This is a genomic window from Janthinobacterium sp. C22, assembly GCF_057919405.1.
The window spans coordinates 2,262,674-2,282,303 of record NZ_CP193659.1; the positions used below are offsets into that span (position 1 = coordinate 2,262,674).

The window sequence follows — 19,630 nt, forward strand, 5'->3', positions numbered from 1 at the left end:
CGGTAACGACGATGGCTACGGCGATCAGTGCGGTTTCGAGAAACATCATATAAAAATCCTTTCAGAGTATTGAGTTAGCCGCGCGACGCCAGGAAACGCAATTCCGAAGCCAGATTCGGCATCAGCTTTTCGTAGCGGTTCGCTTCCGAGTTCAGCAGGGCGAAATCGCGCTTGCTTGGGCGCACATAGCGCTCGTCGTCGGCGCTGGTCGTCGCGGTGGCGATGACTTCCTTCTGCGCCAGTTCGCTGTACGGCTTGGAGGCGAGCAGGGCGCCCAGGAAGGCGCGTGGCGCGGCCCAGGTTGCTGAAGTAGTTGTCGTTGTTGTTGCTGTAGGTGTTGGTAAAAGTGGACATATGCCCTCCATGAATGGTCTGTTGTTGCATTGCACAATAATGGAGTTGGCGATATATGTCTAATTTCAAATTCCAATTTCAGAAATTCAAGAAACGAATAATAAGGGCGTAGCCGCCGGCCACGCCCTGAAAAAGAATTTGTTACCAAATGTTTATCCGGCGGCGATGCGTCCCAAACCGGGATCGTCGCTGAAAAAGCCGTCCAGTCCCGTCTCGATGTAACGCCGCATTTCCGCCACGGAACCGGCTTCGTTGCGCGCATTTTCTCCATTGCCGTCGCGGAAGTCGGCCGCCAGGAAACGGTTTTCCGGGCGGAAGGTCCAGGTGTGCAGCAACAAGCCCGCCTGGTGCGCATCGTCGACGATGGCGGTGGGCCTGGCCAGGCGCTGGTCGGCGCCCAGCGGGATGAGGCCTCGCGTGGGCGGCGCCACCACGTCCGCGTAGGCGGCGATGTCGCGCAGGCCGGCCGGCGTGGTCATTTGTCCAAACGTTAACTTTCCACCCGCCTTGACGACGTCCATCGGGCGCACGTCGCCGCCCACCACCAGCTGCATCAGGCGCACGTTGGCGCGCCGTCCCAGCTTCTCGCGCAGGTACTTCAAATTCGCCACCTCGAAGGACTGGATTTCGATCGGCGCGCGGCGCGTGTATTCGTGCGCCAGCATGGTCGACAGGAAACGGTCTTCCAGCGCCAGGCCCGCATCGCGGAAATACGTGGAGCTTTTCAGCTCCGGCACGAGGCCGATGACGCGTCCGCTGGCGGCTGATTGCGCTGCAACAAAATCGATGATTTCTTCCCAGGTCGGGATCTGGAATTGTCCGTCGTACAAGGTGTTGCCGGTGCGTACTTTCGGCAAGCGTTCGATGGCGCGCAGGGTCTTCAGTTCCGCCAGGGTGAAGTCGTCGACGAACCAGCCTTCGTGCCATTCGCCGTCGACCATCTTCTTGCCGCGCCGGCCGGCAAACTCGGGCCGGCGCGCCACGTCGGTGGTGTCGATCAGATTGCTTTCGTGGCGCGCCACGAGCATGCCGTCGCGCGTGGCGACCAGGTCCGGCTCGACGTAGTCGGCGCCGTCGAGGATGGCCTTGGCGTACGAGGCCAGGGTGTGTTCGGGGCGCAGGGCGCTGGCGCCCCGGTGGGCGAACACCAGCGGACGGGTCGGGGGCGTGGCCAGCAGGCCGGCGGCAAAGCCCGGTGCTGCCGCCAGGGCCAGGCCGCCCACGGCCGCCTGGACGAAGTTGCGGCGCGAAAAGTGCCGTTGCGGCAGCACAGGGGCGAGATGCGGCGCGCGCATCAGAAATCTGCCGTCAGGGTCAAAAAGCCCTGGCGCGGGGCGATGGGGAAGGTGTTGTACGTCTTGTCGGCCGCGCCCACCACCACGTTCAGCGATCCTTCGCGATTCGCCAGGTTGCTGACGTTCAGGCGCCAGCGGGGGTTTTTCAGCCAGCCGGCCATGGCCGGCAGCTTGCCCGACACGCCCAGGCCCATCAGGAAATAGCTGGGGACCGACAGATCGTTGGTGTACGTCGCGTAGCGCTTGCCCACATAGTCTCCCGTCAGTTGCACTTCGATATCGCCAAACGTAGCCGAGGCCACGAACTTGTTCAGCCATTCCGGCGAGCCGGGCACGTTCTTGCCGGCGGTCAAGACCAGCGCGGCGCCATTGTTGTAATTGTCCGCGTACTGCGAGCGGTTGTACGACAGGGCATTGTAGAACGAGAAATTGTTGCCGAAGTGCACAGTACCCGCGATATCGATGCCGTCCGTGCGCACGCTGCCCACATTGGCCAGCACGGGGTTGCCGCCGATGATGGAGGAAATCACGGGCGTGGGGCTGATCTGCAGCAAACGGTTGCTGAAGTCGACGTGATATACATTGACCTGGCCATCGATGGCCGTGATGGCGCCCAGGTTCAACGCGTGGCTGCCGCGCACGCCCACTTCATAGGTGAGGGCCGTTTCCGGCTTGGCGTCGCGCTTGAACAAATCAAACGCGGCCTGGCTCGACAAGCTCCACGGCGAGGCGCCGCCGCCGCCATAGGTGACGAACTGGCGCATGTTTTTCTGGATATTGAAGTACAGCTGGTCTTGCGGCGTGACATCCCAGCGCGCGCCCACTTGCGGCAGGAACCATTTTTTCGTGTTGATGGTGCCGACCGGCAAGGCCGTCGAGCCGCCCGCGATGGCGCCTTTGGCCGGCTGCACGGGGAATTGGCCATCGGCAAACTGCAGGCTGGACTTGAAGCCCGCCTGCAGGGCGATATCGGGGCGGATGCGCCATTCATCCTGCAAGTGCAGCTGCACCACCTTGTTGTCGATCTCGCTGCCGTACTGCGTGATCAAGGGATTGCTGGGGCGGTCGTACGGCGAGGTGGGGTTGTTCACGTCGAGCGCATACCAGCGGCGGTAGGCGGACGAGCGGTTCTGTTCCAGCCACAGGCCCGCTTCCAGCTGATGCTCGCCGATTTCCTTGCGCACGGTGGAAAGGAAGCCGCCCCGCTTGATGTCGTATTCCGTCGTGCGCACGGCGTAGCCCGAGTTGCCGAACACCTGTTTCAGGTTCTGTTTCGGGTAGTACACGCTGAACAGGCCCGGCAAGCCGGCCACGCCGATGGGGCCGGCCACCACGCCCGCGCCGTCATCCTTGTGGTAATACACCTGGTTGGACCAGGTCATGCCTTCGGACAGGTTGGCGTCGAACTTGGCGTAGGCCAGGTAATCGGTGCGCTGCGCATCGCTGTAGTAATTGCGGTAATTGTTGCCGTCGGCGGCAGGCGTCGCGCCCGTGGGCGACAGGTAATTGAGGGCTGCCTTGAAGTCGGGATACAGGAAGGGGCGCGTGTACGGTGCGCTCGTTTCGCCTGCCACGTGCACGGTGCTGTCTTCGTTCGGCTCGATCTTGTCCGAGTAATTGAAGAACAGGGTCAGCTTGCCCGCCTCGCTGCGGTTGATGTATTTGGCGTTGAATTGGTCGCCGCCCTGGCGCGCATCGAAATCCCAGGCGCGCGCTTCGTGGTGCAGGATGGAAAAGTAGGCGCTGCTGCCGTCGCCGAAAACGCCCGTGTCATAGCGGGCGAACGTGCGCGAGGTGCGGTGGCTGCCCACCGTCTGCTGCAGGCTGGCGCCTTGCGTGGCCAGCGGGTCGCTGGAATAGGTTTCGATGGTGCCGCCCAGGTTGCTGGTCGAGGCCGTGGCCAGGTCGCCCGCGCCCGAGGACAGCACGACGCTGCGCACGTTTTCGCTGATGACGGCGCGCTGCGGCGACAGGCCGTTGTAGTTGCCGTACTGCTGGTCGCCCAGCGGCACGCCATCCATGGTGTAGCCGAGTTGCTGACCGGAAAATCCGTGCACGAACAGCGACAGGTTCTGTTCGTTGTTGCCCCATGGATCGGCCGTCTGGAAGCTGACGCCAGGCAAGGTTTGCAGGGCTTTCAGGGGATTCGTGCCGGGCAGGATTTTCTGGATTTCATTCTTGCTGAGGGCAACCGAAGAACGCGTCTTGCGCGAGGAAATCTCCACAGTGGCCATCGGTGCATTGTCGTCGGCAGCCGGGGCAGCAGTGGCTGCCATGTCGGTAGTGGCGGCCGCCACGGCGGCCGCGACGGCCGTTTGCGCCAGGGCAGGCAAACTCAAGCCTGCGGCGCAGGCGCCCAGCAACACGTGGAAGGAATGGCGGCGCAGGGCCAGCGTCAAGTGGGGTGTCATCATCAGCCTGTGGAAAGTGGGAAGCAATACAAGCTGCGCAGCGTAACGGCGGCGCGTGACGGGCTGATGACGTATTGATGACGGAACGATGACAGTGGAAACAATTGCGCCGCCTCAAGGGCGGCGCGGCAGATTCATTGCGAAACTGTAATGCTTAGTTGATGCTGGCGGCTGGCGGAATCAAGACCTCGGCAGGCGCATCCGTGATGAACAGCTGCGCGCAATCGACCTTGTCGAAATCGTAGTGCTGGCCGCAGAAATCGCAGTTCACGCCCACGTGGCCGATTTCTTCCAGGGTGCTGTTGACTTCTTCCTCGCCCAGCATCTTGAGCATATTGCCCACTTTTTCGCGCGTGCAGGTGCAGTGGAAGCTCGGGTGCAGCGGGTCGAAGACGCGGATCGTCTCTTCCCAGAACAGGCGCTGCATCAGGGTGTCGATGTCGGTGGCGAGGATCTCTTCCTCTTTCAGGGTCGACGCCAGCATCACGGCGCGGTTCCACGTGTCCAGCGCGTCTTCTTCCGAGACGGGCGTCGCTTCCGCCTTGCCGCCGTGGTGCGGCAGTTTTTGCAGCAGCAGGCCGCGCGAGACGGTGTCGTCCGTGGCCAGCCACAGACGCGTATCGAGCTGTTCCGAGCGCAGCATGTAGTTTTCGATCACGGTCGCCATGTCGTCGCCGTCCAGCGGCACGATGCCCTGGTACGGTTGCTGGCCAGGTACCTTGTCGGCCGGGTCCAGGGTGATGATGAAGCGGCCCTTGCCCGTAGCGTTGAGCAATTGCGGCACGGTGGCGCCGTCGGCGATGGCGGCGTCCGGGTCCAGCTTGGCCGTGGCGCGCAGGCGCAGGTCGGAATCGCACTCGACGACCATCAGGCGCACGGGACCGTCACCATGGATTTGCATGATGATGGAACCGTTGAATTTCAGGTTGGCCGACAGCAGGGCGGCGGCGGCCACCATTTCGCCCAGCACTTTTTTCACGGCCGTCGGGTAGGCGTGGCGCGACACCACTTCCTGCCAGGTGGTCGATACGTCGATGAACTGGCCGCGCACGGCGGCGTTGTCGAAAATAAATTTTTGCAGGGTATCCTGGCCGGTGGCGGCTGCGCTGACGGCGCCCGTGGTTTCAGTCGTCATTCTCTTATCCAATCTTCTTGAGTTGCGTATTAAATAGCTGGCCGCGCTGCACATAGTTCACGGCGTTGCCTTGTAGCCTGGTGATATCGTCTGCCGTCAGGGCCCGCACGGCTTTCGCCGGTGAGCCGAGGATCAGCATATTGTCGGGAAATTCCTTGCCTTCCGTGACCAGCGCGCCCGCGCCGACCAGGCAGCCCTTGCCGATCTTCGCGCCGTTCAGGATCACGGCCTGGATGCCGACCAGGGCGCCATCGCCGATCGTGCAGCCATGCAACATTGCCTGATGGCCGATGGTCACGTTCGAGCCGATGTCCAGCGGGTAGCCCGGGTCCGTGTGCAGCACGGCGCCTTCCTGCACATTGCTGTTGGCGCCCACGGTGATGCGTTCATTGTCGCCGCGAATCGTGGCGCCGAACCATACGGAACTGTTGGCGCCCAGGGTCACCTTGCCGATCACGTTGGCCGTGTCGGCAACAAAAGCGGAAGCATCAATCTGCGGCGCATCGGCGCCCAATTGGTAGAGTGTCATCGTCAGCCTGTGGCGGTGGTGGAAGCGCCGGGCATGGCCGGACGCGGAAGTTTTAGGTGTTGCGTACGCTATTTTACGCTGTTGCAGGACAAGTCCTGCCGCCGACCGCCAATCCGGTATAATTATCGAACGGTCGTACTTTTATATGCGCACTATCTACAGACACAGCATGTGGCGCCATCCGCGCCACTTTCAAGGCAGGCAATCAGATGAAACCCATGAAACTTTCCCGTTCCGAATTCATCAACATCCGCGGCGCCCGCACGCATGTGCGCCACTGGGGCCGTGTAGGCGCGCCCATCCTGTTCATGGTGCATGGCTGGATGGACGTGGCCGCCTCGTTCCAGTTCGTCGTCGACGAGTTGCAAGGCGACTGGCACGTGATCGCGCCCGACTGGCGCGGCTTTGGCCTGAGCGACTACACGCAGTCCGACACCTACTGGTTCCCCGACTACCTGGCCGACCTGGACGCCATGCTGCTGCACTATTCGCCGGATGCGCCCGTCAAGCTGCTCGGTCACAGCATGGGCGCCAACGTGGCGGGCCTGTACGCGGGCGTGCGCCCGGAACGCATCAGCCGCTTCATCAATCTGGAAGGCTTCGGCATGATGGCAACGCAGCCGGAGCAGGCGCCGGGCCGCTACGCCAAGTGGCTAGCCGAATTGCGCGAGCCGCCCGTCATGCGCAGCTATCCGAGTCAACAGGCCGTGGCCGAGCGTCTGCAAAAGACCAATCCGCGCCTGCCGGACGACCGCGCGGCCTTTCTGGCCGAACACTGGTCGGCGCAGAACGAGGCGGGCGAGTGGGACATCCTCGGCGACCCGCGGCACAAGCGCGTCAATCCCACCCTGTATCAAGTCGAAGAAGTGATGGCGTGCTGGCGCCGCATCACGGCGCCCGTGCTGTGGGTGGAGGCCGATGACACAAATATGTGGCAGTGGATGGGGCCCAAGGAACAGGCGCGCATCGAGATCGACCGGCGTTTGGCCTGCATCAAGGATGTGCGCTGCGAGATGATGCTGGACGCGGGCCACATGCTGCATCATGATCAACCGGCGGCGCTGGCGCGCCTGGTGGAAGCATTTTTGGCCTGATGTGTGTCTGGAACGCTGCAGCGCGATTTGACAAGCAGCGTACAATGAAAACTTCTTCCATGCTGAGCCCGTGCAGGGTATTGTTTTCACATGCTTAAAGTTGACCTGCATTGTCATTCGAATATCTCCGACGGCGTACTGTCACCGGCCGCCGTGGCTGCGCACGCCCGCAAGGCCGGCGTCGACGTGTGGGCGCTGACGGACCACGATGAAGTGTCCGGCGTCGCCGCCGCGCGCGCGGCCGCGCTGGACCTGGGCATGCGTTTCGTGGCCGGCGTGGAAATTTCCATCACCTGGGCCGGCGAAACCGTGCACATCGTCGGCTTGCAAGTCGATGAAAACAACCCGGGCCTGGTGCAGGGCTTGCACCAGACGCGTTCGGGGCGCGACGCGCGCGGCCGGGAGATTGCCCGCCAACTGGACCTGGCCGGCATCCCCGACGCCTATGAAGGGGCCTTGAAATTCGTCGGCAACCCGGACCTGATGTCGCGCACGCACTTTGCCCGCTACATCGTGGAAATGGGCAAATGCGCGAACATCCCCGACGTGTTCAAGAAATACCTGTCGGAAGGCAAGCCAGGCTACGTCGAGCACCGCTGGGCCACTCTGGCCGAAGCCGTGGGCTGGATACGCGGCGCGGGCGGCGTGGCCGTCATCGCCCATCCGGGCCGCTATCGCTTCAGCGACATGGCGCAAGGCGTGCTGTTCGATGAATTCAAGCAACTCGGCGGCGTGGCCATCGAAGTCGTGACGGGCAGCCACAGTCCGGACCAGTATCCGGAATACGCGCAGCTGGCCAACGCCTACGGCTTCCTCGCCTCGCGCGGCACGGACTTCCATGCGCCGGGCGAGTCGCGCGTTGATTTTGCCATGCTGCCGCCTTTACCATCGAATGTAACGCCCATCTGGCACGACTGGTTCTAACTTGCAGCCAGGCAAATCTGCTGCGCGGCGCGCTTTGCGGCCGGCGATGCTCGCTGTACTAAAGTACAGCTGCGCTTCTCGGCCACAAATCACTGCCGCTCGCGACGATTTTCCTGGCTGCCGATGCGCTGGCGTATCGCCATAGCTGCTTGAAAATACGCCTGTCCGTACTTATCTTTTCGTTATTCTTGTCATACATAGTCATCTGGAGCCATCGCCCATGAAACGTATCGTCCTTTTTATCGCAACCAACCTGGCCGTGATGCTGGTGCTGTCACTCGTCCTCAGCTTGTTGGGCGTGGGCAATCCGGCGCGGGGCAGTACCCTGAACCTGGGCAGCCTGCTGGTGTTTTCGCTGGTGGTGGGTTTCACGGGCTCCATCTTTTCCCTGTTGATCAGCAAGCCGATGGCCAAGTGGAGCACGGGTGCGCGCGTCATCGACAACCCGACCTCCTCGACGGAATTGTGGCTCGTCAATACCGTGCGTGCGCTGTCCGAGCGGGCTGGCATCGGCATGCCGGAAGTGGCCGTCTACGAAGGCGACGCGAATGCGTTTGCCACGGGCGCGTTTAAAAATTCGGCGCTGGTGGCCGTGTCGACAGGCTTGCTGCAAAGCATGAACCGCGATGAAGTGGAAGCCGTGCTGGGCCACGAGATCGCCCACGTCGCCAACGGCGACATGGTGACACTCACCCTGATCCAGGGCGTGGTGAATACCTTTGTCGTCTTCATGGCCCGCGTGGTGGGTTTCTTTGTCGATAATGTATTGCTGAAAAATAACAACCGCGAAGGCGGCGGACGCGGCATCGGTTACTTTGTTACCGTGATGGTGTGCGAAGTCATCTTCGGCTTGCTCGCTTCCATCATCGTCGCCTGGTTCTCGCGCCAGCGCGAATTCCGCGCCGATGCCGGTTCCGCCAAGCTCCTCGGCAGCCCCACGCCGATGATGCATGCGCTGGCCCGCCTGGGCGGCGTGCCGCCGGGCGAACTGCCGCAATCGATGCAGGCGCTGGGCATCAGCGGCGGCAATGGAGGATGGGGCGCGCTGTTCGCCACCCATCCGCCCATCGAACAACGCATCGCCGCGCTGCGCGGCGTACAATAATGCTAACTTAACAAGCTGGTTCGCCAGAACGCTTACACATGAGTCAATTTTTTCATATTCACCCTGAGAATCCGCAATTGCGCCTGATCAAACAGGCGGCGCAGATCATCCAGTCCGGCGGCGTCGTGGCCTTGCCCACGGATTCCTGCTACGCGCTGGTGTGCCAGCTCGACGACAAGGGCGCCGTCGAGCGCCTGCGCCGCATCCGCGGCGTCGATGAAAAGCACCATTTGACCCTGCTGTGCCGCGACTTGAGCGAACTGGGCGTGTACGCCCGCGTCGACAACCGCCAGTTCCGCCTGCTCAAGGCGGCCACGCCGGGCGCCTACACGTTTATCCTGGAGGCGACCAAGGAAGTGCCGCGCCGCCTCAGCCATCCTTCGCGCAAGACCATCGGCCTGCGCGTGCCGCAGCACCGCATCGTGCAATGCCTGCTGGAAGAGCTGGGCCAGCCGCTGCTGGGCGCGACCCTGACCCTGCCCGGCGACGAAGACAGCCTGACGGATGCCGACACCATCCGCGAGCGCCTGGAAAAACTGGTTGACCTGATCATCGACGGCGGCGTCTGCGCGCATGGTCCCAGCACCGTGATCGACCTGACGGGGCCGGAACCGGAAGTGGTGCGCGTGGGACGCGGCGACCCGGCCGTGCTGGGCTTGTAGAGGGGCATCGCACATCTGTTGCGGCGCCGCTCTTCATCTGTTCTTAATGACAACGTAAGAAAGGCCCTAGGGTGCCTCTGGTAGAATCGCGGTCATGAGCGATTTCAATACGATAGTCCAGACCGTTGCGGTGTACCTGGTGCCGGTGCTGTTTGCCATTTCCCTGCACGAGGCGGCGCATGGCTATGCCGCCCGTTATTTCGGCGATCCGACCGCCTCCGACGCGGGCCGCCTGAGCCTCAATCCGATCCGGCATATCGATCCTTTCGGCACGATCTTGCTGCCGTTAATGCTGTATTTCACGATCCAGGTGCCGTTCGGCTATGCCAAGCCGGTGCCCGTCGATTTCAGCCGCCTGCGCAATCCGAAGAAACAGATGGCCTGGGTGGCGTTTGCCGGGCCTGGCGCCAATTTCGTCATGGGCCTGGGCTGGATGATTGCCTTTGTCGTGCTCAGCGTGCTGCCGCCGACGGAAATGGGCATGTTTTTCCGCAAGATGGCGGGCGCCGGCGTCAGCGTCAATGCGGCCATGTTCGTCTTTAACCTGATTCCCGTGCCGCCGCTCGATGGCGGACGCATCATGACGGGCTTGCTGCCGATGCAGCTGGCGCGCCCGTACGCCAGCATCGAGCGCTACAGCCTGTATGTGTTCGGCGCCCTGGTGCTGCTGATGTACACGGGCATCCTGAACCGCGCCCTGCTGACGGCGATCGAATTTGTCATAGGCATTTTTGTCACCGTGGTCACGCCCCTGACGGCCCTGTTGACTTGATGCAAGCAACTGGATGGTTGTAAATAATTGATGGAAGTACCGATGCAAGTAATTGAACCAACAGTAGAAACCGAAACGATTTCCGGCTGGCTGCGCCGCTGGGCGCCCCTGATTCCCGGCGGCGAAGTGCTGGACCTGGCCTGCGGCGCAGGCCGCCATGCGCGCCACCTGGTGAGCCTGGGCCACCCCGTGATCGCGCTCGACCATGATCCGGAAATGCTGGAAAAGGCGGCCGGCGCGGGCATCACCACCTCGTTGGTGGACCTCGAAGCGCCGGGCGCCGTGTGGCCCTTCGCCCCAGGCCGCTTCGCCGGCATCGTCGTCACCAATTATCTGCACCGGCCCTTGCTCGAGGCGATGGTGGCCAGCCTGGCGCCCGATGGCGTGCTGCTGTATGAAACGTTTGCCGAGGGCAATGAACAGTTCGGCAAGCCGTCGAATCCGAAATTCCTGCTGAAGGAAGGCGAAATGCTGGCCTGGGCGGTGCAGCAGGGCTTGCGTGTGGTAGCGTATGAGGATGGGCGCGTGGAACAGCCAAAAGCTGCTCTAGTGCAACGAATTTGTGCCGTCCGGCCGGATTTTCCACGGCTGGCAGCCCTGCTGCCGACGTTTTGAGCGGCCATACTATGTCAGAATGCACCACAGGCGCGGGCTATCCGCTACAATCGTTGTTTTATTTATCGGCGCTATAAACTTACTATGATCAAGGGCAGCATTGTAGCAATCGTCACCCCGATGCACGCAGACGGCAGTCTGGACTTTCCAGGTCTGCGCAAGCTGATCGACTGGCATATCGCCGAGGGGACGGACGGCATCGTCATCGTTGGCACGACGGGCGAATCGGCAACAGTCAGCGTGGAAGAACACTGCGAACTGATCCAGTTGACCGTCGAACATGCCAAGGGACGCATTCCTATCATCGCCGGCGCCGGAGGCAACTCCACGGCCGAGGCCATCAAACTGACGCGCTACGCGAAAGACGCGGGCGCCGATGCTGTCTTGCAAGTGGTGCCGTACTACAACCGTCCTACCCAGGAAGGCATGTACCAGCACTTCAAGGCCATCGCCGAAGCCGTCGACATCCCCATCATCCTGTACAACGTGCCTGGCCGTACGGTTGCCGACATGAGCAACGAGACCATCGTGCGCCTGTCCGCCATCCCGAATATCGTCGGCGTCAAAGATGCAACCGGCAATATCGGCCGCGGCATCGACCTGCTGCGCCTGGTGCCGGCCGACTTCGCCGTGTACTCGGGCGATGATCCGACGGCCATGGCGCTGATGTTCTGCGGTGGCCACGGCAACATTTCCGTGACGGCCAACGTCGCGCCGCGCGCCATGCACGAACTGTGCGTCGCGGCCATGGCGGGCGAGCGCGCCACGGCGATCGCCATCAATAACAAGGTATTCCCTCTGCACCAGAAATTGTTTGTCGAGCCCAATCCGGTGCCCGTCAAATGGGCGATGGCCGAAATGGGCCTGATGCCGGCCGGCATACGCTTGCCACTGGTGCCGCTGGCTGAAAACTGCCATGCCACCGTGCGCGATGCCTTGCGCGACGCCGGTGTCCTGTCTTAAGGCCGAACTTCAAGCCCGGACTTGACCAGTCCGGACCTTTCCTGATTCCAGCTGCTACTTAGCTTCTTATCCAGTTACGACATGACTAATTGCAAGAAAACCAAACCGGCGCCTGCCACCATCGCCGTCCGCGGCATCGTCATCGGCGCCGTCGCAGCCAGCCTCGCGGGCTGCGGCATGATCAGTTCGGTAGTCGGCGGCGACAAGGTCGACTACAAGTCGGTCAAGAAAGCCGGCACCCTGGACGTGCCGCCTGACCTGACGCAATTGCAGCAGGATAACCGCTACTCCTTGCCCGACGCGAAAAACGGCGTGGCCACGGCTTCCGGCTACAACGCGCAGCGCAATGCCACGGCCGGTACCCCCGTCGTCGTGGGCGCCGACGGCGTGGTCGGTGTCGTGCCTGTGACGGCCGGCGGCGTGAAGGTCGAGCGCGCGGGCAACCAGCGCTGGCTGGTCGTCAAGCAGTCGCCTGAAGTGCTGTGGCCGCAGCTCAAGCAGTTCTGGGAAGATTCGGGCTTTACCATTGCTGTCGACCAGCCGACGGCTGGCATCATGGAAACCGAGTGGAACGAAAACCGCGCCAAGGTGCCGCAAGACTTTATCCGCAGCACCATCGGCAAGGCCTTCGATTCGCTGTACTCGACCGGTGAAAAAGACAAGTTCCGCACCCGCGTGGAGCGCCTGGCCGACGGTTCGACCGAGATCTACATCAGTCACCGTGGCGTGGAAGAGGTCGTCACGGGCCGCGACAAGGAAACCACCACCTGGACCGCTCGCCCGAACGATCCGGGCCTGGAGGCGCAATTCCTGGCCAAGCTGATGACGCGCCTGGGTGCCGCCAGCGACGATGCGCAAGCGAAGACGGCCGTCGATGCCGCCATCGTGCAGCCGCAGCACGCCAAGCTCGTGGGCGACGCCGCCACGCCTGCGCGCGCCATCGAAGTCGATGAAGGTTTCGACCGCGCCTGGCGCCGTGTCGGCCTGGCGCTGGACCGCGTCGGCTTCACCGTGGAAGACCGCGACCGCACGCAAGGCACGTATTTCGTGCGTTACGTCGATCCGGACGCGGTCAAGAAAGATGGCTTCTTCTCGAAACTGTTCAGCTGGGGCTCGTCGTCCGACAAGGACAAGGAAGCGCAGCGCTACCGCGTCCTGGTCAAGGCCGGCACGGGCTCGAACAGCCTGGTCAGCATCCTCAGCAACGAAGGCAAGCCCGATACCTCGCCAGTGGCCGAGAAGATCCTGGGTCTGCTGAATGATCAGTTGAAATAAGCGCTATATTCGCGGCAGGCATCAGGACCTGCCGCGCATAAAAAAGGCTGGCCAGGGAAACCGGGTCAGCCTTTTTATTGCCTGCGTCCGGCGTTTTATCCTGCGGATAAAACGCCGGACGCAAAAAGCCGGCCCGAAGGCCGGCTTTCTCTAGTGCTGGGTGCTAAATTACTTAGCAGCCGATGCAGCAGCCGAAGCGGCAGCAGCAGCGTCCGAAGCGGCCGAAGCAGCGCTCGAAGCAGCAGCAGCCGCGTCGGTAGCGGCCGAAGCAGCAGCGTCAGCAGCAGCAGCTGGAGCAGCTTCAACTGCTGGTGCTGGTGCTGGGGTTTCAACTACTGGTGCTGGTGCAGGAGCTTCTTCTTTTTTGCTGCAAGCAGCCAGAGCAACAACCATCAGGGAGGCGATCAGCAGGGATTTTTTCATTTGTTTTCCTTAATTATTTCAAAAATAAATCAATATTGTTGCGATGAATAATTACCGGTAATTATCGCTCGTTAGGTCGTCTTCGAAGGCTTTTCGTACCAGGTGGTGCCTGCCAGACAACGGAAACTTCCTAACCGAATATTATAGCGATTTTTGGTGCGTCGCAATAGGAGCAAGAGGCAAATTCGCAACTATTTTGTGATATCGCAATATTTACCGAAGCAAATTGCAAGCAAGTGTAAGCGATTTGCGAAAGCGCGACAAAACGATATAAAAATATTATGTTTCATTGCGCTGTCGCAGACGCTGCTATTCTACCTGCTGTAATACCACTTTTGCTACGCCGCGTCATTCAAGCCAGTTCGATCCAGCCATCCTGATACCAGGTATATAAGGCATCCATCACGTCATCGGAAGCCTGGGCCACGGCGGCGCCATCGAGGGCGCGTTCATTGGCCAGGGTTTCCAGGGCCGTTTTATCGGCCTTGCCAATGGCAAACGATTCGCCATTGATGAAGACATTCTTGCCACGATACAGCATCAGCGTCTTGCGCGACAACACGACACCCTTTTTCTGTGCGGCGTCCGCGAAGCGGCCCACCGTCAGCGGCTTGGACAGCGGCGTGAAAAACACGTTGTGCTTCGGTTCCGACAGGTGCTCGCCCAGGAAAATGGTCACGTCTTCTTCCGTGAAGCGCACCTTGTTCATTTCTTCCGTGATGGTGCTGAGCATTTCGCGGGGGATTTCCGCCGGTTTGCCCGATGCTTTCAGGTCCGGATCGCTGTAAATGCCCGGCAAGTCGATCGAGTCGGCCATGAATTGCAGGAACGCTTCGCCCAGTTCCTGGAACGATGGCGAGCGGAAACCGATCGAATACGTCTGGCAGTCGCCGATGGCCACGCCGTCGTGCGCGTAGTGGGGCGGCAAATACAGCATGTCGCCCGGTTCCAGGGTGAATTCTTCGTCGGGCGTGAAGTTGCTGAGGATTTTCAGCGGCAAGCCGTCGATCAGGCTCAAGTCCTTCTGCGCGCCGATGCGCCAGTGGCGCTTGCCCTGGCCTTGCAGCAGGAATACGTCGTAGGAATCGAAATGCGGGCCCACGCCGCCGCCGTCGGTGGCGAAGCTGACCATCAGGTCGTCCAGGCGCGCATCCGGCAGGAAGCGGAACTGGCGCAGCAGGGCGTCGGCCTTGGCGCTGTGCAGGTTGGCGCCCTGCACCAGCAGGGTCCATTCCTTCTGTTTCAGCGATGGCAGGCTGGTCAGCGGCCCTTGCTGCATGTTCCAGTGGCCATCCGCATGGCTGACCAGGCGCGATTCGACGTGATCGAGGGTGGCCAGCTCGGCCAGGGCCTTGAAATCGAACAGCGCCTTGAAGCCAGGCACGGCTTGACGGATCAATAAGGGTTTTTTATGCCAGTAGTCGCGCAGGAACTGCGCCGGCGTGATATCGCCGAGGAGAGTTAATTTTTTCATGCGCCCATTATAACAACCGGAAATGCAGGAATGCGCCTGCCGTTGGCGGCGTGAAGGTATAATTTGCCAGCTTATACAATGAAAGGAAGCATAATGAAGATTGCCAAAAATACGGTCGTGACTGTCAACTACAAACTGTCAGACGCGCAAGACAATCTGATCGAAGACGGCCGTCAGCCGATGGTCTACCTGCACGGTGATTATGAAAACACCCTGCCGAAGATCGAAGAAGAGCTCGACGGCAAGGAAGTTGGCTATTCCAACACGATCCAGATCGAACCGGACGATGCTTTCGGTGAATACGATCCAGCCCTGGTCAAGGTCGAGCCGCGCAACCGCCTGCCTGAGCCGCTGGAAGTGGGCATGCAGTTCGAAGGCATGCCGGAAAGCGATTCGCCGGACGAAGAAGCGATGATCTTCACCGTCACCGATATCGCCGACGACAAGGTCGTGCTGGATGGCAATCATCCCCTGGCCGGCATCGCGCTGCGCTTCTCGCTGACCGTCGCTGACGTGCGCGAAGCCACCGAAGAAGAAATCGCCCACGGCCACGTGCATGGCGCACACGGCCATGACCATGGCGATGATGAAGATGAAGGCGACGAAGGCGATCACTTCCGCACCCATCCGATCCACTGAGGACTCCTGACCAAACCTACTGCGCGCAGCGGGGCGCGGCCGGCGATGCTCACCGTACTTTATGTACGGTTGCGCTTCTCGGCCACGCCGCGCAGCTGCTCGCGACGGTTTTGTCAGGCGTCGTGACGCTGGTGGATTGAATGAATAAAGGCCGACTTCGTCGGCCTTATTTTTTATCGGCGCACAGTCGACGCCTTGGCCCTCGCTTGCGCCGATGGGCGGGTGGCACGTTGACGCACCTCAAAGAATGGCGTCTTGCCGGGCCGTACGGCGATGGCGGACCAGTCGTTGTCGATGCTGACGTGGCCCAGGTTGCCTTTCCAGCGGATTGTCGGCGCGCCCGTCCTGGCTGCGGCCTTTTTATTTTTCCCTCCTTGCCGTCCGCGTCGCCATCGCGCCGCGTATCGACCAGCAAGACCTTGCCGCTGAACTTCTTCGCCAGGGTGCGGATCTGCTTGCGTGGTCCCGCAAAGCCGTCCTGTTTCGAACTGAAGCTGGGCAGCAGCGAATTATCGTCTTCGTCCAGCGCGCCCACGTCGCCGTCCGAGAACAGCACGATGCCGTCCAGCTGCTTGCGCTGCGCCATGGCGAACAGGCGCTGCAGCCAGGAACGGTTGGCCACCAGGCGGTCTTCGAATTCGCTGTTGCGTCCCGCTTCTGGCAGGAAATGGTTGTTATTCGCGGGCAGGTTGATGGTGGCAAACAGCACGCCGCCGTATTCCCAGTGGGCGTTTTCCGCATAGCTGCGGAATTTCGCCGTCGATGACAGCCGCGACAGGGTCAGCTTGCGCTGGCCCAGGCTCTGGTCGTCGGCGAAATACACGTCGCGCAGGCGGTTCAAGCGCTCGATGGCGTTGATGCGGCCGCGCGAATTGCGGCAGTTGGCCCAGTCGCTGGCCGACAGGGAGACGATCAGCGGCGGCCCGCTGGCGTCGAGCAAGTCCTTGCGCTGGCTGTACAGCTTGTCGCTGCACGATTCGCTGGCGGCCTTGATGCCGGTGGCTACCACAAAGGAGGCATTGAAGGCGCTGGTGTCGGCGATGGCTTTCTTCAGGGGGCCATCGTCCGGCCCCGCGTTGAAGGAATGGCCCAGCACGGCAAACTCGAAGCCCGCCTGGTCGCCCTGGGCCGCCAGCGCCGCTTGCCATGGCAGGCTGACGGCCAGCAAGCCGGCGGCCAGCAGGCGGATCGTGGTCATGCGGCGGCCAGCCGTTTCAACTGATACAGCTGTTCCAGCGCATCGCGTGGCGTGAGCGCATCGGGATCGAGGTCGGCGATGGCGTCGAGCAGGGCTTGCTGCGCTTCATTGAGCGCGGCCAGCGGCGCCGCCGCTGCCTCTTCTTCCTCTTGCGCATACGGATCGGCGGAAGGCAGCGCGAACAGGTCGCGCTGCGGCGTGGCGTCGAGCGCCTGTGCTTCCAGGCGCGCCAGGTGCTTGCGCGCGGCCTTGATCACGGGCTGCGGCACGCCGGCCAGCTGGGCCACCTGCAAGCCGTAGCTTTGCGAGGCGGGACCGGCCTGCACGGCGTGCAGGAAGACGATGCTGTCCTTGTGTTCGACGGCGGACAGATGCACATTGGCGGCGCTCGGGTGGCTGTCCGGCAGTTGCGTCAGCTCAAAGTAGTGCGTGGCGAACAGGGTGAAACTGCGGCTGGTATCGATCAGATGGCGCGCGATGGCCCAGGCCAGGGCGAGGCCGTCGAAGGTCGAGGTGCCGCGGCCCACTTCATCCATCAGCACCAGCGAATGCTCGGTGGCGCCGTTCAAAATCGCTGCCGATTCCGTCATTTCGACCATGAAGGTCGAGCGGCCGCCGGCCAGGTCGTCGGTGGCGCCGATGCGCGTGAAGATGCGGTCGATGGGGCCGATGGTGGCGGACGCGGCCGGCACGTAGCTGCCCACGTAGGCCAGCAGGGTGATCAATGCCACCTGGCGCATGAAGGTCGATTTACCGCCCATGTTCGGACCGGTAATCAGCAGCAGGCGGCGTTCGTTGACGAGGCGGCAATCGTTGGCGATGAAGCGTTCGATCTGCTTTTCCACCACCGGGTGGCGGCCTTCGACGATGTTGATGCACGGCTCGTCGACCAGTTGCGGCGCGGCCCAGTTGTGCTGCTGCGCATGTTCCGTCAGCGCATTCAGGGTGTCGAGCTGGGCCAGCCCTTGCGAAATGGTCTGCAAGGTGCCGATGTGCGGCGCCAGCTCGGCCAGCAGCAGGTCGTACAGCAGTTTTTCGCGCACCAGGGCCTTGTCCTGTGCCGACAGGGCCTTGTCTTCGAACACTTTGAGTTCGGGCGTGATGTAGCGCTCGGCGTTTTTCAGGGTCTGGCGGCGGCGGTAGTCGTCCGGCACCTTGTCCGTCTGGCCGTGCGTGACTTCAATATAGAAGCCGTGCACCTTGTTGTATTCGACGCGCAGGTTGGCGATGCCCGTGCGGGCGCGCTCGCGCGTTTCCAGGTCGAGCAGGAACTGGCCCGCGTTTTCCGACAGGGCGCGCAGTTCATCGAGTTCCGCGTCGAAGCCGGTGGCGAACACGCCGCCGTCGCGCACCATGGCGGCCGGTTCCTGCGCCACGGCGCGCACCAGCAAATCCAGGCAGGCCGTCGGTGTCGCCAGCGCCGCGTGGATGGCGGCCAGCAGACCGCTTTCGCCGCCCTGGCCAGGACCATAGCAACGGACCACGTCGCCGCGCAGGGCCGGCAGTTGCAGCAAGCCGTCGCGCAGGGCGGCCAGGTCGCGCGGACGGGCCGACAGCAGCGCGATGCGCGTGGTGATGCGTTCGATATCGGGCACTTGCGCCAGGGTGGCGGCGAGCGGACCGGCCGCTTCGCTTTGCGCCAGCGCGGCGATGGCTTCATGGCGCGCGCGGGCCACGTTCTGGTCGCGCCGCGCATGGTGCAGCCAGTGGCGCAGCATGCGCGAGCCCATGGCTGTGCGGCAATGGTCGAGAAGAGAAAACAGCGTCGGCGATTCCTGGCCGCGGATGGTTTCCGTCAATTCCAGGTTGCGCCGCGTGGCCGCGTCCAGGCCGATGAATTCGCTTTCCGTTTCCGTCGTCAGCGAACGCACGTGCTGCAAGCCCCGTCCCTGCGTCGATTGCGCATAGCGCAGCAGCGCGCCGGCCGCACCGAACGCGGCACCGAGGCCATCGGCGCCAAAGCCCGTCAGGGTCGCCACGCCCAATTGGTCGAGCAGCGCCTTGTGGCCGCCCACCACGTCGAAATGCCAGTCCGGCACGCGGTTGATGTGCGTGCCCGCGTAGTCGTCGAACAGGTTGCCATTGTCGCCGCTGAGAATTTCCGCCGGCACGATGCGTTCCAGTTCCTGCTGCAGGCGCGCCGCCACGGTGGCGCTGTCGCCGGAAAACTCCATCAGTTTCAAGGCGCCGCTGGCCAGCGACAGCCAGGCCAGGCCCGTGGTCACCGTCTTGCGCTGCGTGATGCTGCACATGGCCAGCAGCGGGCGCTCGGCCTTTTCTGGCAGCAAGTCCGCATCCGTCAGGGTGCCCGGCGTGACGACGCGCATGACCTTGCGCTCGACCGGCCCCTTGCTGGTGGCCGGGTCGCCGATCTGCTCGCAAATGGCCACCGACTCGCCCAGCTTGACCAGCTTGGCCAGGTAGCCGTCGAGCGAATGAAACGGCACGCCGCACATTTTAATGGGGTTGCCGCTGGCCACGCCGCGCGCCGTCAGGGTAATGCCCAGCAGGCGTGAGGCTTTTTCCGCATCCTCGAAAAACAGCTCATAGAAATCGCCCATGCGATAGAAGACCAACATCGTCGGGTGGTTTTCCTTGATGGCGATATATTGCTGCATCATCGGCGTAAGTTTGCTCTTGGCGATGTTTGTCAGTTCGGTATTTGACTGCATATTCATTGTAAGTCTTTGATTTTAAGCGTTGTTCTGTATCGTGTTCGTGTGCTTGGCGGAGCCTGCGCGCATCGTTGTCGTCCCTCGCCT

18 protein-coding genes are annotated in these 19,630 nt (G+C 62.2%); 9 read left to right on the top strand and 9 right to left on the bottom strand.

The window, feature by feature from the left end; all coding sequences use genetic code 11:
- Nucleotides 1-74: 74 nt before the first annotated feature.
- From ACRHIG_RS10500 to ACRHIG_RS10520, 5 genes are all read right to left on the bottom strand, one after another.
- Complete coding sequence (locus ACRHIG_RS10500; protein WP_489630127.1) at nt 75-365, bottom strand: hypothetical protein; 291 nt, start codon at nt 363-365, stop codon at nt 75-77.
- Nucleotides 366-506: 141 nt separating this feature from the next.
- Nucleotides 507-1,625, bottom strand: a complete 1,119-nt coding sequence (locus ACRHIG_RS10505) for a glycerophosphodiester phosphodiesterase (RefSeq protein WP_489630788.1) — start codon at nt 1,623-1,625, stop codon at nt 507-509.
- A 23-nt stretch (nt 1,626-1,648) separates the two neighbouring features.
- Entirely contained in the window at nt 1,649-4,063 is a 2,415-nt protein-coding gene (locus ACRHIG_RS10510) for a TonB-dependent receptor (protein ID WP_489630128.1), read from the bottom strand.
- Between the two features lie 151 nt (nt 4,064-4,214).
- Complete coding sequence (gene hslO, locus ACRHIG_RS10515) at nt 4,215-5,195, bottom strand: Hsp33 family molecular chaperone HslO (protein WP_475417263.1); 981 nt, start codon at nt 5,193-5,195, stop codon at nt 4,215-4,217.
- A gap of 4 nt (nt 5,196-5,199) precedes the next feature.
- Nucleotides 5,200-5,724, bottom strand: a complete 525-nt coding sequence (locus ACRHIG_RS10520) for a gamma carbonic anhydrase family protein (RefSeq protein WP_475417264.1) — start codon at nt 5,722-5,724, stop codon at nt 5,200-5,202.
- Nucleotides 5,725-5,942: 218 nt separating this feature from the next.
- On the opposite strand from ACRHIG_RS10520, the gene ACRHIG_RS10525 reads away from it, so the two are divergent.
- The 8 genes from ACRHIG_RS10525 to bamC all read left to right on the top strand — a co-directional run bounded on the left by ACRHIG_RS10525 (nt 5,943) and on the right by bamC (nt 13,134).
- On the top strand, nt 5,943-6,818 hold the full coding sequence (locus tag ACRHIG_RS10525; RefSeq protein ID WP_489630129.1) for an alpha/beta fold hydrolase: 876 nt from the start codon (nt 5,943-5,945) through the stop codon (nt 6,816-6,818).
- Nucleotides 6,819-6,908: 90 nt separating this feature from the next.
- A complete protein-coding gene (locus ACRHIG_RS10530; RefSeq protein ID WP_230541162.1) occupies nt 6,909-7,742 on the top strand; it encodes a 3',5'-nucleoside bisphosphate phosphatase in 834 nt (277 codons plus the stop codon).
- A 220-nt stretch (nt 7,743-7,962) separates the two neighbouring features.
- Nucleotides 7,963-8,847: a protease HtpX gene (gene htpX / locus ACRHIG_RS10535; RefSeq protein WP_070303511.1), complete on the top strand. Its 885-nt coding sequence runs from the start codon at nt 7,963-7,965 to the stop codon at nt 8,845-8,847.
- Nucleotides 8,848-8,885: 38 nt separating this feature from the next.
- Nucleotides 8,886-9,509, top strand: coding sequence for an L-threonylcarbamoyladenylate synthase (locus tag ACRHIG_RS10540; protein WP_436503514.1), 624 nt, complete (start codon nt 8,886-8,888; stop codon nt 9,507-9,509).
- A gap of 94 nt (nt 9,510-9,603) precedes the next feature.
- The gene (locus tag ACRHIG_RS10545) at nt 9,604-10,281 is read left to right on the top strand and encodes a site-2 protease family protein (protein ID WP_489630130.1); all 678 of its coding nucleotides are present in this window, start codon (nt 9,604-9,606) and stop codon (nt 10,279-10,281) included.
- A 42-nt stretch (nt 10,282-10,323) separates the two neighbouring features.
- Entirely contained in the window at nt 10,324-10,896 is a 573-nt protein-coding gene (locus tag ACRHIG_RS10550) for a class I SAM-dependent methyltransferase (RefSeq protein ID WP_489630131.1), read from the top strand.
- Between the two features lie 84 nt (nt 10,897-10,980).
- Nucleotides 10,981-11,859 (top strand): 4-hydroxy-tetrahydrodipicolinate synthase, encoded by an 879-nt coding sequence (gene dapA / locus ACRHIG_RS10555; RefSeq protein ID WP_489630132.1) that lies wholly within the window; start codon nt 10,981-10,983, stop codon nt 11,857-11,859.
- 81 nt (nt 11,860-11,940) lie between these two features.
- Nucleotides 11,941-13,134 (top strand): NlpB/DapX family lipoprotein, encoded by a 1,194-nt coding sequence (gene bamC, locus ACRHIG_RS10560; protein WP_489630133.1) that lies wholly within the window; start codon nt 11,941-11,943, stop codon nt 13,132-13,134.
- Nucleotides 13,135-13,302: 168 nt separating this feature from the next.
- Here the strand turns inward: bamC and ACRHIG_RS10565 are convergent, their stop codons facing one another.
- Together ACRHIG_RS10565 and ACRHIG_RS10570 are read right to left on the bottom strand one after the other, a co-directional pair.
- A complete protein-coding gene (locus ACRHIG_RS10565) occupies nt 13,303-13,557 on the bottom strand; it encodes a hypothetical protein (protein ID WP_071650198.1) in 255 nt (84 codons plus the stop codon).
- Between the two features lie 352 nt (nt 13,558-13,909).
- On the bottom strand, nt 13,910-15,031 hold the full coding sequence (locus tag ACRHIG_RS10570) for a cupin domain-containing protein (RefSeq protein WP_287779030.1): 1,122 nt from the start codon (nt 15,029-15,031) through the stop codon (nt 13,910-13,912).
- Nucleotides 15,032-15,124: 93 nt separating this feature from the next.
- On the opposite strand from ACRHIG_RS10570, the gene ACRHIG_RS10575 reads away from it, so the two are divergent.
- The gene (locus ACRHIG_RS10575) at nt 15,125-15,670 is read left to right on the top strand and encodes an FKBP-type peptidyl-prolyl cis-trans isomerase (protein ID WP_035821149.1); all 546 of its coding nucleotides are present in this window, start codon (nt 15,125-15,127) and stop codon (nt 15,668-15,670) included.
- Between the two features lie 166 nt (nt 15,671-15,836).
- On the opposite strand, the gene ACRHIG_RS10580 is transcribed toward ACRHIG_RS10575, so the two are convergent.
- The gene (locus ACRHIG_RS10580; RefSeq protein WP_489630134.1) at nt 15,837-16,868 is read right to left on the bottom strand and encodes a hypothetical protein; all 1,032 of its coding nucleotides are present in this window, start codon (nt 16,866-16,868) and stop codon (nt 15,837-15,839) included.
- Nucleotides 16,865-19,546, bottom strand: coding sequence for a DNA mismatch repair protein MutS (gene mutS / locus ACRHIG_RS10585; protein WP_489630135.1), 2,682 nt, complete (start codon nt 19,544-19,546; stop codon nt 16,865-16,867). The genes ACRHIG_RS10580 and mutS overlap by 4 nt, the downstream gene beginning before the upstream one ends.
- Between the last annotated feature and the right edge of the window lie 84 nt (nt 19,547-19,630).